Source organism: Paenibacillus sp. 598K (assembly GCF_003851045.1).
Taxonomy (GTDB): Bacteria; Bacillota; Bacilli; order Paenibacillales; family Paenibacillaceae; genus Paenibacillus_D.
Genome location: NZ_BFBX01000042.1, coordinates 125,788 through 138,413, shown reverse-complemented (window position 1 = coordinate 138,413; position 12,626 = coordinate 125,788). Strand labels below are relative to the sequence as shown.

Annotated in this window: 13 protein-coding genes and 1 pseudogene; 2 read left to right on the top strand and 12 right to left on the bottom strand. The window is 59.0% G+C overall.

Annotated features, from left to right (window positions below; all coding sequences use genetic code 11):
* The 5 genes and pseudogenes from PA598K_RS37955 to PA598K_RS14230 form a co-directional block, all read right to left on the bottom strand.
* Positions 1-640 (bottom strand): annotated as a pseudogene (locus tag PA598K_RS37955) (molybdopterin-dependent oxidoreductase); the annotation flags it as partial.
* A gap of 159 nt (positions 641-799) precedes the next feature.
* Positions 800-3,187, bottom strand: coding sequence for an S-layer homology domain-containing protein (locus tag PA598K_RS14245; RefSeq protein WP_128657612.1), 2,388 nt, complete (start codon positions 3,185-3,187; stop codon positions 800-802).
* A gap of 146 nt (positions 3,188-3,333) precedes the next feature.
* The gene (gene trxA / locus PA598K_RS14240; RefSeq protein ID WP_128657611.1) at positions 3,334-3,645 is read right to left on the bottom strand and encodes a thioredoxin; all 312 of its coding nucleotides are present in this window, start codon (positions 3,643-3,645) and stop codon (positions 3,334-3,336) included.
* Between the two features lie 99 nt (positions 3,646-3,744).
* Positions 3,745-4,164, bottom strand: coding sequence for an RrF2 family transcriptional regulator (locus tag PA598K_RS14235; protein ID WP_128657610.1), 420 nt, complete (start codon positions 4,162-4,164; stop codon positions 3,745-3,747).
* Between the two features lie 137 nt (positions 4,165-4,301).
* Positions 4,302-5,177 (bottom strand): DUF72 domain-containing protein, encoded by an 876-nt coding sequence (locus tag PA598K_RS14230; protein ID WP_128657609.1) that lies wholly within the window; start codon positions 5,175-5,177, stop codon positions 4,302-4,304.
* 140 nt (positions 5,178-5,317) lie between these two features.
* Between PA598K_RS14230 and PA598K_RS14225 the strand changes: the two genes are divergently transcribed.
* Both PA598K_RS14225 and PA598K_RS14220 read left to right on the top strand, forming a co-directional pair.
* On the top strand, positions 5,318-5,584 hold the full coding sequence (locus PA598K_RS14225; RefSeq protein ID WP_128657608.1) for a hypothetical protein: 267 nt from the start codon (positions 5,318-5,320) through the stop codon (positions 5,582-5,584).
* Positions 5,585-6,152: 568 nt separating this feature from the next.
* Positions 6,153-6,797: a DsbA family oxidoreductase gene (locus tag PA598K_RS14220; RefSeq protein WP_128657607.1), complete on the top strand. Its 645-nt coding sequence runs from the start codon at positions 6,153-6,155 to the stop codon at positions 6,795-6,797.
* A 63-nt stretch (positions 6,798-6,860) separates the two neighbouring features.
* On the opposite strand, the gene PA598K_RS14215 is transcribed toward PA598K_RS14220, so the two are convergent.
* The 7 genes from PA598K_RS14215 to PA598K_RS14185 all read right to left on the bottom strand — a co-directional run bounded on the left by PA598K_RS14215 (position 6,861) and on the right by PA598K_RS14185 (position 12,543).
* A complete protein-coding gene (locus PA598K_RS14215) occupies positions 6,861-8,642 on the bottom strand; it encodes a glycerophosphodiester phosphodiesterase family protein (protein WP_128657606.1) in 1,782 nt (593 codons plus the stop codon).
* Positions 8,643-8,712: 70 nt separating this feature from the next.
* Positions 8,713-9,036 (bottom strand): DMT family transporter, encoded by a 324-nt coding sequence (locus PA598K_RS14210; protein ID WP_128657605.1) that lies wholly within the window; start codon positions 9,034-9,036, stop codon positions 8,713-8,715.
* Positions 9,037-9,038: 2 nt separating this feature from the next.
* The gene (locus tag PA598K_RS14205) at positions 9,039-9,434 is read right to left on the bottom strand and encodes a DMT family transporter (RefSeq protein ID WP_128657604.1); all 396 of its coding nucleotides are present in this window, start codon (positions 9,432-9,434) and stop codon (positions 9,039-9,041) included.
* Positions 9,435-9,441: 7 nt separating this feature from the next.
* A complete protein-coding gene (locus tag PA598K_RS14200; RefSeq protein ID WP_128657603.1) occupies positions 9,442-10,014 on the bottom strand; it encodes a TetR/AcrR family transcriptional regulator in 573 nt (190 codons plus the stop codon).
* A gap of 210 nt (positions 10,015-10,224) precedes the next feature.
* On the bottom strand, positions 10,225-10,728 hold the full coding sequence (locus PA598K_RS14195; RefSeq protein ID WP_128657602.1) for a C40 family peptidase: 504 nt from the start codon (positions 10,726-10,728) through the stop codon (positions 10,225-10,227).
* Between the two features lie 218 nt (positions 10,729-10,946).
* Entirely contained in the window at positions 10,947-11,771 is an 825-nt protein-coding gene (gene mobA, locus PA598K_RS14190; RefSeq protein WP_185601962.1) for a molybdenum cofactor guanylyltransferase, read from the bottom strand.
* Between the two features lie 253 nt (positions 11,772-12,024).
* Entirely contained in the window at positions 12,025-12,543 is a 519-nt protein-coding gene (locus PA598K_RS14185; protein WP_128657600.1) for a VanZ family protein, read from the bottom strand.
* Between the last annotated feature and the right edge of the window lie 83 nt (positions 12,544-12,626).

The following is a 12,626-nucleotide window of genomic DNA, read 5'->3' as shown; positions in this document are numbered from 1 at the left end:
GGCTAGCGGAGCCGCTGCCGAGCGTGCGACCGAGCCATTGCAGGAACGCCGGCCCGAGCGTCACCGCCAGTCCGGCGCCGATCGTCCACTGGATGAATGCCCGCCGCGTATAGACGGGCTGAGGCGTCGCGGCCGGATGCAGCCCCGTCTCCTCCTTGGCCGGCGGTCGCACCGTCAGCCGCTGCGGCGCCTTCAGCCATTTCAGCCGGGTGATGGAGTGGTAGATGATATAGGGCAAGCCGACCCAGGTGAGCGCATCATGGATGACGAGCGCCGCATTGGCGCTCTCCGGGCCGAATGCGCGGAACTGCCAGAGCACGACGCCCGAGCCGAACCAGCCGAGCAACAGCGCGAGCACGATCAGTACATTGACCCGTTGCCACGGCTTGCCTCGCAGCTGCTTCCAATGCTTGGCGGCCAGCAGCAAGTAATAGATCACCGGCACAATCGCCGCCAGCCCGACGACGATATGCGCCCACTTGATCCAGACGCGTCCCTCGCCGAGCACGCCCCGCCACATGCCGCTGATCAGGATTAGCCCGGTCAGCCCCAGGATCAGGACGATCCAGCCGTTCCAGGCATGCAGCGACACCAGCTTGCGGCCATATCCGCGACGTACGCGCTTCAACCACTCTCCCATGCGCCTCACTCCTCTCGCGACCCGGTTGCCGCTCACGTGAGAGCGCTGTCGCTTGTTAGATTCAGTATACCTTCCGGCTCCCCCGCCTGCCAACGCCAACGCCGAATAAGCGATGCAGGGAGAGCCCTGCATCGCACTTCGATCTGACTTGGCCCGCTACTAGTTGCGGAGCGGCGCCTCCTGCAGCTCGGCTTTGGCCTGGAGGAAGCGGAAGAACGCCGTCGCCGACTCGGCGCGCGTCACGAGACGATCCGGGTTGAATTGCCCCTTCTCGTCGGGATTCATAATCTTCAGTCCGGCGACGATCGCAGCCTGACCTTTGTTCTCGATCGACCCCACATCGCTGAACGGGACGTTGAACAGTTGCTCGTACTTGGCCAGCGTATTGTAGCCGAGCGCCCGCACGATCAGCTCCGCCATCTCCTCGCGGTCGACCTCGCCGGCCGGATCGAAGGAGCCATCGCCACGGTCGATCAGATTAGCCTGCAGCGCATTCTCGACGTAGATGAAATAATCCGAGCTGGCCCCGACATCTCGGAAGGAGGCCGACTCGCTGTTGGCGAAGGCGAGCGACGGCCGGTTGCCGCTGTTCATCGCCAGGACGAGCATCTTGATCATCTCGCCGCGTGTGACGACGGCTTGCGGACGCACCTTGCCGTCCTCGAGATCAAGCGCCTTGTACGCCACCATCATCGACAGCTCGCGCTCTGCCCAGTGACCCGCGATATCCGTTGCCGTCTCCTTGACCAGGCTGGCCGGATCGCCGGTCTGACGGTCGCGCCATTGGCCGCTCTCGGCATCGAGGAACACATCGCCGTCGAGCGGACGCTGCACCAGACGATAGACGAGCTTGGCCTTGCCGCTGTCTCCGCTGCCTGGCACGATCTCGCCAGCTGCCACCATCAGATTGTATTTCTCGAGCGGGATAGGCTCGCCTTGCATTGCGTAGGTCTGGACATAGGTCAGCTCCAGATTGTAATACTTCATGAAGGCGTCGATCGCCTGCTCGTTCGAGATCGTCTGCGGCTTTTGGGCCGGATAGGTGAAATTGCCGAGGTCCGCGTTGTAGTTGCGCACCTCGCCCGTGATCGCATTGACGGTCACGCTCGCGCCCTCATAGACGGCGTTCGCCCCGTGGATCAGCCGCTGGAAGCGGAAGGTGTAGTCGCGGATATCACCAGGGATCACGGCGCGATCCAGTTGCTGGTCCTGCTCGCTCTCCTGCAGGTATAGCTCATGCGCATAGCCTGGCAGCTGCTTTTTGATCGTCTCGAGCGCCTTGGCCTTGGCTTGCTCGTACGTGATGATCTTCACCTGGTCGCCGCCCTTGACCTCGGCATAGCTGTACTGCGAGTAACTGCGGATCTCTCCTGTGCGGCTGTCGACGCTCGCCCAGACCGAGCCGTTATCCTTGTCGTCCTTATCCTTGATGCTCCAGCTCAGTTGCCACTGCGCGCTCGTGCGGCCGTTCTGCTCGTCGCTGTACTCATGGTAGCTGCTATCTGTCAGCTCGCTGCCCTCCGGCAGCTTGAAGGCGCCCTCCACGATCTTGACCGCTTGCTCGCCGGTCAGCTTCTTGTTGGCCGCAGGCTTCGCGCCGAGCGCCGACGGCGCCACCGGCTCCGTCCGGTTCGGCTTGACCGTCGAGGCGAACGGCTGATAGCGGTCGCCGCTGAGCGCATCGATCATGAGCGGCGCCATCTCGTAGCTCAGGTAAGGCTTGATCGGAGCTTTCGCGTCATAAGGCACCACATAGGCGAGCTGCGGCTCGGCCAGCGCGCGGATCTTGGCTTCCGCCTGCTCCATCGTGATCGACGGCTTGCCCTGCTCAAAGGAGATCGTGTCATCCCACGTCACCTGGTAGCCCATCACATGACCTTCGCCGTCGACCTCGACATCGATATAGTTGTCCATAAAGGCTATGTCGTCCACGACGCGGTTGTAGCGAAGCGGATACCGCACCTCGCCGTTCAGCGGCGGGCGGAACTGAACGCCGTAGTCGGCGTTATATCGCAGCTTGCCAGCGTACTTGGCGCCCACCTTGGCGATGAAGTCCTCCGCGATCTTCATCGACTGCTCGCGGTCGACCTTTGGCGGATAGGCTGGTTTGTAGTTGGGATCGTTGATGTAGCTGCCATAACCGAGCAGTTCGCCGCTCGTCGCATGGATGCGAGCCTGGATGCTGCCGAGCTGTTTGTTGTTGACCTTCTTCACGAAGTCGAGATTCCAGGCGCTGCGCGTCCCGCCTGCTAGCCGGTCCGTATTGTAAGAGGCGCTCTGCAGCGTGTACTCGGTCGGGATCTGGAGCAGCTTGCGCGCCAGCTCGACCGCCTTGTCCCGCGAGACGGCCACATCGGACGGAGCCTCTTCGCCGCCGCTACCAGGAGGCGCCACAGGCTGGTTCTCCTCGGTGATGAGCGGGATCGGCTGATCGGCGCGGGCCACCGTATCCGCCCATGCGCCCGCCGGCAATGCCGTAAGCGCTACCGCCGTTGCCAGACCGACGATCAGTTGTTTTTTAGTACGTTTCATCTTACTCTTCTTCACCTTTGCTTCTCCCCTTATCGTGGATAGAATGCGTTTCTGACACTACAGACGGAGGGGCGATGGCAAATGTTGCATGAAAACATGAAAAAAACAGGCCTGCGCCCGATGACGGGTAGCAAGCCTGTTCCTGATTAGCTCAGCTGATCTTACAGCTGGCCCAGAATTTTATTTTTGAGCGCGTCCTTGCTTTGCAGACCGACCATTTTGTCGACTGGCTGGCCGTCCTTGAAGAGGATCAGCGTAGGGATGCTCATGACGCCAAATTGCGAAGCCAGCTCAGGCTCCTCATCGACGTTAATTTTGCCCACGATCGCCTGACCTTCCATCTCGGTCGACAGCTCCTCTACGATCGGAAGCTGCATCTTGCACGGACCGCACCAAGGGGCCCAGAAATCTACAACGGATACGCCTTTTTCGATGCTTTCTTTGAAGTTGTCCTTCGTCAGTGCTACTGCCATCGTCATCATCCTCCTAATAATTGTTGCGCCACGACTGGCCTACCTGGGGTAATGCCGTCTCGGTCCCGCATGCCGGCCGCGGCAGGCGCGGCATCTGTCCTACGCTCGCTCGCGCACTCGCGTCAGCATATCCTGGATCGTAATCCCATCGAAGTATGCCTCCAGCTGCCGATCGGCGGCGGAGAACACCTCGCACATCACGTCCTCCATGTTGGAAGCGACCACGCAATCCATCTCAGGATCGCCGGAGCACCAGGAAGGCATGAGAGAGCCGATGGCCATCGCCCGATAGATGTCGCCGAGCGTTACGACTTGCGGATCAATCGTCAGCCGGTAACCGCCGCGCGTGCCCTCTCGCGTCTCCACGAAGCCGCCGCGCCTCAGACAGCCCATCACCTTGCGCACGCGAGCCGGATTCGTCTGCACATTGTCAGCGATCGCATCGCTCGAAGCCATGCGCTCCGGCAGGTTGGCCAGGAGAACCAGACTATGGACGGCTATCGTAAATTCGCTGTTCATAACTGATGGCACCCCGCTTCGTACTGTAATAATATCAGTTACAGTTACCCTTGTCAATACGCGCCTGACAGTTATTTTCCGACCGCAACGTCTCAGGGATAGTTTACCACTCTGTCCGCCGCTCTAACCACTCGCGATCAAAACAGCTCCAATTGCTCCACGCCGTCATCGGGCGGTCCCGGCGGCTCATACGAACCGCGCGGCGGCGTCTGCCCGAGCATCTGCATCAGTTGCAGCGCATTGTCGGCCGCATCGCCGCCCGAATTATTGTTAAAGATCACAACCACCTGCTCGCTTTGCGCTTGCAGCCGCTCGATGCGCTCCGCCCACTCGGACAGCTCTAACTCGCTATAGCGATACAAATACCGCACCTCACGCCAGTTGGGCTGTCCGCTCCCTTGCCAGCCTGCTGCATTGCGGCCATGGAACCGAACGACCGTCATCGCCTCATGAGTCGCCTCCTCGATGATCGGCACGCTCCCCTCGCCCGCCTGCGGCTCGTCGCAGACACTGTGGATCCAGCCCTCCTCGCGCATGAATCGCAGCGTACGCTCCCGCATGTCGCCCGCATACCAGCTCTGATGGCGGAACTCCAGCGCGCACGGGATATCGCCCATCGCCGCCTTGTCGGCCCGCAGCTTCGCTACATTCTCCCGCGTGCAGTTGAACCACGGTGGATACTGGAACAGCACCGCCCCCAGCTTGCCCGCTTCCCGGAAGGACGTCAGCGACAAACGGAACGCCTCCACCATCGCCGCCTCGTCAGGGAACGGGATGCGTCCCCGCGCATGCCCGGTCATCCCCTGGTAGGCCTTGACGAGGAAGCGAAAGTCAACCGGCGTCTCCTGCGTCCACTTGTCCATATTGCGCTGCGACTGCACGGCATAAAACGAACTGTCCACCTCGACCGTACGGAACCACTCGGCATACGTCGGCAGCTTGCGCTTCGCTGTCTCCGCGTCTGGGTAGAGCGTGTCGTGGTCGCCCCAGCCTGTCAGACCGATCGTTATCATCGCTATCCCCCCTAATACCCGAACGTTAATCCCCTGCTTCCCTGACATTCTGCGTAAAATGCTGGCATGGAATACGGGGGTACATGAATAAGTATGAATACAAAGTCCAACATCCTGCCAACAAAGGTGGTGCAGCTTCTATGGAAGTTGTATGGTTCATCCTCGCCGCAGTCATCATCGTCGCCGTTGTCCTCCTCATCGCGTTCACCTCCAAACGGTGGATCGCGATCCGCTCCGAGGGCGCCTCGCGCGCGCATCTGATCGATCGGCTGGAGGCGTATCTGAAGACGCAAGGCGTCAAAGCCAAGGTGTCGTCCGGCGCCGCCAGCACGGTCCAGCTCAAGGTGCTCCGCTCCGAAGAGGCCAAGGCGCGAGCGCTCATGGAAACGTTCGACAGCGAGCAGTAGCCGAAGTCGCCCAGCGCTTCGAGATTCTGCTGCTCCCCTCACGCGCCCGTCCCGCTCGCGACTCTCCGTCGCCGGGACGGGCGCGCTGCTGTGGGCCGGGGGGCAGCTTTCGAAATCCAGGGACAAAGGCCGGATAGAGATAAGTGCAAAAGTGCCTTTATTTTCGGTGAAACAGGATGAAAATAGGTAAATAAATGCAAATGTGCACTTAATCGGAGTGAACCCCCTCCAAAATAGGCTGTTTTCCAAAAACAACTGCACTTTTGCATTAAAATTCCGTTTGCACCCGCTTTGGAGCATAATTAAAGGTATTTTTGCAGTTAAGCGATGACAGGTATCGTATGAGGTCCTCCCATACGCAGACCGTGCGTAAATCGCCAATGAAGCGAGCCTCAATCGCAGACCATGGGGGTATCGCGAATGGAGCGAGTCTCCATTAAGCGAAAAAGACGAGACCGTGCAACGTCTATAGTAACGGTACACCAGGATCGTGCTATTAAGTTGCACCAATTGGCTCACATACGGCATACTAGGAACATCGGTTACAGACGAAGGAGTGACGCTTACGATGCAGATCGATATTTTCCAAGATTATGTATGTCCGTGGTGCCGGATCGGCAAAAAAAATCTCGCCGACGCCTTGGCCACCTGGCGCAAGAGCTACGACGGCGAAATCACCGTCGCATACCGTGCCTACCAGCTCAATCCCGACGTGCCGCCAGAGGGCGATGACTTCGAGCGCGTCATGGCGTCCAAGTTCGGCGGCAGCGCCCCTATCGCCGCTGCCACTCAGCAAGTCACACAAGCTGGCGCAGCTGTCGGCCTGACCTTCCGCTTCGACCGAATCACTCGGATGCCCAATACGCTGCTGGCCCATCGACTGACGGCGATTGCCCCGCAGGGCGCCACAGATGCGCTCGTCGAGGCGCTGCACGAGGCGTACTTTGCCGAGGGTCGCGACCTCTCGGATCAGGGCGTGCTCGCGGCGATCCTCGCTGACGTCGGGCTCGATGCCGAGGACCTGCTCGCGCGGGCGACCGCAGGCGAAGGGGCAGCAGAGGTAGCGGCTGACTTGCAGCAGGCGCAGGATATCGGCGTGCGCGGCGTGCCGTTCTTTATCTTCAACCGCAAGTACGCCGTCTCCGGCGCCTACCCGCCAGCCGAGCTGATCCGGCTGCTGGACAAAGCTTCCGGTCGTGCGGAAGAGCTCTAAGGCCGCCTGATCCCCGCACAAGCCGCCGACCCTCGCTGGGTTGGCGGCTTTTTGGCGCGACTGTTATTCCCCACCGACGCCGATGATGCGCTGCACCTTCTCCGGGTAGTCGGTAATGATGCCGTCGATCTTGTACTTGAGCACCTCGCGGATGTTGCGCTCGACATTGACCGTCCAGAGCCACACCTCGCGGCCATGTCGATGCGCATGGTCGATGAAGCGCTGCGAGAGCATGCTCTGCTCGATCGTATAGAAGTCCACATCGATCGTCGACAGATTGCCCGCAGCGATGAAGAGGATTTGCCCCAGCTTGATATCGGGGTTAAGCTCGCGCACCGCGCGCAGCAGCGAGTTGTCGAACGACTGGATATAGCAGCTGGCCGTCAGATCGTAGGCTTCAATCAGCTCGACGACCTTGGCGGCCATCTCCCTGCCATCGCCATAGGGCTTCATCTCGATGATCAGCTTGATCTGGCCCTGCGTCTCGATCAGCACCTCCTCGAGCGTCGGGATCCGCTCGCCGACGAATACGCTGGAGAAGCGGCGCCCGATATCGAGCAGCGCCAGGTCGGCATAGTTCATATCATGCACCGACTCCGGTACGCCGGCGACCCGATTGAGCGTATAGTCGTGGTTAAGCACGATGACGCCGTCCTTGGTCATCTGGACGTCGATCTCGATCGCATCGAGATTTTTTTCCATCGCCGAGCGCACGCTCGCCATCGAGTTTTCCGGCGCGCTGTACAGATCGCCGCGATGACCGGCCACCTGCACATTCCATTTCAGGTAGAGCAGGTTATCGTTGACCAGATAGTTGATCGACAGCGAGACGAGCAGGTAGATCGGCACCCCGAGCACGATCAGCAGCTTGCGCCGCCGCGTCCGGAACATCCTGACGACGCGCAGCTCGAGCGTACGCAGCCAGCGCAGCCGGTAGATATGCAGGTTGTCCTCGGGCAGCTTGCCCGCGCGGGCCCGCAGTCGATAGAACATCCGCGTGGTGAAGATCATATTGATCGGGATCAGCATCAGCGCCACCATATAGGCGAGGAAGCCGGAGATCGTCAGCATATAGTCGTTAATGAAGAAGCTGATCGGACTGGCCGGGATCAGCGAGGTCAGATAGTTGACCAGCGAGACCAGGCCAAGGCCTGTGAGCAGCGTCAGCGCATTGAACAGCAGCAGCTGCAGCAGGATGCGATACCGATGGCCCCGCGTCAGCTCCAGACTGCTGCGGATCGCCTGGCGCGTGCTCTGACCTTCAAGGATGATATAGTGCATCGAGAACAGCCAGCGCAGGATATAATAGACGATAACCAGCAACAGTATGATGTATAGCCCCAGCATGATGTAGGAGCCGTTGCTCAGCTTGGTCGTAAAATAAATCTGTAAATTCACCTTGGAGAGCACCGACGCCGACATCGGCGACTCGATAAAGGGCAGCAGGAACAGCAAATACAGCATCAGTTGGAGCGTACCGAAGCTAAGCAGCGCCGGCAGTCTCCTCAGGATCGTCACGAAAGCGTCCGCGATCAGGATGTCCTTGCGAAAATAAACCTTCTGCGCGATCACCAGCACAACCCCGAGCTGCAGGAACAGCACCAGCACGGCGACGAGCGAGATCGCCACCACCGCGCCGATGCCCTGATAGCTGAGCGCGATCCGGTACACCTCGCCGTTGAGCAGCGAGCCGGTGCTGATCGCGCGCATCATGCGGTTGAAGATATAAGAGATAAGCGGGATAAACAAGTAGCTCGTCATTACCAGAAATAGAAGGGCAAAAGCGACATGTATTTTATAGGAACGTCTGATATCCATCAGACTCGAGCGCAAGAGATCGGTCATGGCGTTCATCCTGTTCTGTCAGGGGACTAGAGTAGTGGCCAGTTTTTATGATACCACAAAAAACGGTCGATTAGTGGCCTCCGCCAACGACTCTTAAACCAATGACGCTCGTAATAATCATCCCGATGAAGATCAGCTTGCGGACATCGCGCGACTCGCGGAACAGATACATCCCCAGCAGCACGCCTCCAGCCGAGCCGATCCCGGTCCAGATGCCGTAAGCGGTACTGATCGGGATCTGCTGCAGCGCCCGCGAGAGGAAGTAGAAGCTAAACATCCCCGAGATAATCGCGCCGATCGTCGGCTTCAGGCGCGTGAACCCTTTGGACAGCTTCAGGAAGGTGACGCCGCTCACCTCGGCCAGTCCGGACAACAATAAAAATATCCACGCCATCGTTATCTCTCCCCTCCCTGAAACTTCAGCTCCGCCTCGGGCTGGAGCTTCGGATCGACAGGCACATCGGGATCGTCCTTGGAGATCACCTTCAGACCGATGACGCCGCTGATCAGCATCAGGACAAAGAAAAGCCGCAGCGCGCCTGCCGGCTCGCCCATAAATGCCATTCCGACGATGACTGTGCCCGCCGTGCCGATACCTGTAAACACCGCGTACGCTGTGCCGATCTCCAGCCGCGTCATCGCCTTGGCGAACATATAGAAGCTGACCACCAGCGCCATAATCGTAAATACGCTCGGCCACAGCAGCGTAAATCCCTCCGTCGTCTTCAACCCAACCGCCCAGCCGATCTCGAACATACCGCCGACCAGCAAATAAAACCAAGCTGTCTTCATGATGTCTTCATCCTTTCTTAATCGCTTGCCAAAACCAGATCCAGAGCTGCTCGCGCCGGGTCAGGAACGTCGGCTCGTCATAGAGCTGCCGCTCCACGAGCAGACCGTCCGTCAAGCCGTAAAACAAGGACAGGACAGGCCCCGCCTCCTGACGGCGCAGCAGCCCTTCCTCCATCCCGCGATGCAGCAGCTCCCCGAGGACGTCGGACATCCGCGTCTCGCAACGCTTGAAGTCCAGACGAAGCTGGGTCAGCAAGCCTGGCGGCGGCAACATCATCGTCCGTCTCAGGAACGTCACGCCACTGCCTCCGGGGTCGCACATAAAATGAAACGCCGCCTGCCACTGCTCCTGCAGCGGCTCATGCGACACTCTTCGCATCAACGCATCGAGTCGCTGCGTCTCCTCGCCGATCACATCGCTCATCAGCTCCAGGAACAGCTGCTCCTTCGATTCGAAGTGGGCGTAGATCGACGGCGTCTTGATGCCTACCGCCTTGGCGATTATGGAGAGCGAAGCCCCCTCGTATCCCAGCTCCGCAAATAATGGGAGCGCCATCTGTTTAATCCGACTGGCAGTCATCCGCTCCCTCCTTTCTCCAAGCTTCAACCCTTAGCAAGCTTCAAACCAAACTCAACCTAACGAACGTTAGTTAGCCTTGGCCATTATAGCGCCCTCTTGCACCGAGCGCAAGAGGTTATTTTGCACAAAAAAAAGCCGCTGCACCGGCAAAAAAGGCTACCGGAATAACGACTCGAAACGATGTATTATTAATGCTATTAAACGTCTGGCCTACAGCACCCGGCGAGCCGTTACGTACGTCTTGTCCCAGGAGCTTCCCGAGAACTTGGATACGGTCACGCCGACGCCGACGCGATACGTATGCAGCAACTGGTCATTGCCGATGTAGATGCTGACATGATTGATCCGTCCATCCCGATTGGTATCGGAGAAGACCAGATCGCCTGGCTGCAGCTTAGACTTCGGCACATAGCTGCCGCTCTTGGCCTGTGCCTTGGAGGAGCGAGGCAGATTGACGCCGTGCTTGCCGAACACATATTGCGTGAAGGAGGAGCAGTCGAATGCGCGCGTCGTGCCCGAGCTGACACCAAAGACGTATTTCGTGCCGATGAACTGCTTGCCGGTGCGAATCACCGCTGCGGCCTTCGAGCTGGTGGCCGCCTCCACCTTCGCTGGCATAGCCGCCAGACTTCCGGTCCCGACGACCGAGAGACTGAGCGCGACAGCGAGCGCAAGCTTGGCGAATGGACGGTGATTCTTCATGTTGTAGGTCATAGTTGTCCTCCTGGTTTGGTTGATGGTTTTCCTGACAGGTTGCTGGCTAATCCAACATATCACATTTTCCATATCCACCAATTACCAAGAAGTGGCCAAGTCCTTGGCCTTTCTGACATTCTCATGCAGAATTAGAAATAGATTAGAATCCTCTCACCGATGAAGTATTGACAAAACGCCCCAGATCGCATATGAAAGCGCAATCACCGTTGGCCCTGCTAATACAGGTACTTGCGGTAGGCGTCAGGCGTATTAAGCGGCGTGAAGATGAGACGTTCCTCTGCCATCGGCTCGATATGGACTGCGTGCGCACGGTTCAGCAGCTGCATCAGTCGCCGCTCATCCGCCGCCAGCATCTCGCCGATCGTCCGGGCCGTGCGGGCATGATACAAGGCATGGAAGGGCTGTCCCGCTACGCATACGATGTCCGCCTGCGTATCCCGCGCCGCATCCAGCATCCGCTGCAGGAGCGACGGACAGATGCGGGGCATGTCGCAGGCCATCACCAACCCGTACTCGCCCAATCCGGAACCCCCCGCTCGCAACTGCTGCGCTGCGACCGCAGCGAGAGCCGCATGCACCCCCGCGAGCGGCCCGCCTCCAGCGTAGCGATCAACGACCCAGCCGATATCGGCCATCGCTAGACTCCACGAAGCATCCGCACCGGCAGGATGGCCATAGTTGGCTCGCTCTCCGGGCTCGACAGCTCCCCGATGATTCGCATCGACTGCGCTATCGTCAGACGGACTCGGCCCGCGCTCTAGCTGCTCCTCACACCCCTCGCCAGCAGCCTCAGCCAGAGCTTCGCGGTAGCGGGCAGCACGCGCTTCGTCTCCCGCAGCGATGAGGAGTCGATCGCACCAAGGGAGCATCTGTCTGGCGATATGCGCCAGCATCGGCTCGCGCCAGGGCGGAGCGCCTACCGGCAACAGCGCCTTATCTGTGCCCATGCGACGGCTAAGGCCACCTGCAATGATGATGCCATAGCCAAGGGAGGACTCTTTTGCTTTTGCTGCTGTTGCATCCATGCGATTTGCCACCATGCTGCGCCCCCTCGCTGTATCGGCTCCGTCCTTTCCTTTCACACCTGCCTGACACGTTATTACGGCTCGCCTCTCATATCTACCGGACACATCATCGCGGAGCCTCGCTCGCCCCCCATGCAACATTAGCTACTATGCCTTACGAAGCGTCCTATCACACCCACCTACTAAGTCTTGCAAGAGCGCCTTGCGCCCCATCTATCGTATCCGCCTACTTAATTACTTATGTATTACGGAGCGCCACACACTCCCTCTATCGTATCCGTCTGCCGCGTCTGCGCGAGGAGCGCCTGCGGAACAGGCCGATCAGCAGCCACGTCACCGTGACTGCGAGGACGGCACCTGTCATGTCGATCCAGACATCGGTCATATTGCCGGTGCGGCTGTCCGAGTAATATTGATTCCATTCGTCGAGTCCTCCCGCTACGAAGGTCGCCCCGAGCGTCAGCAGTGTTGCGAAAACCGGTCTGCGGCTGAAGATCGAGCGGAACAGCAGCAGCATGAGCGCAGCGAGCATGCCATAGACGAACATATGCGCAGATTTGCGGAAGATGAATTCGATAAAGTTGTACGGCGCATACTTGGCGCTAATCGGCGTACCCCGATAATAAAGCGTAATATCAGGCATGAATCGGGACAGATTCACATCCTGGAATATTCGGTGCAACAACGGCTTGATACTCTGCTGATCATAGGACTGCGAGGAAAACATAAATACGAGCACCACCCAGCCTATTAATAGGCATGCATAGAAGAAGGTCGATTTTTTCATACTTTATATTCTATGCTTCTTCCCAATTGGATACAAGCGACCTAAGTCGGGGCGCGTCCTATCAAAGAAAGAAAGGTGCGCTA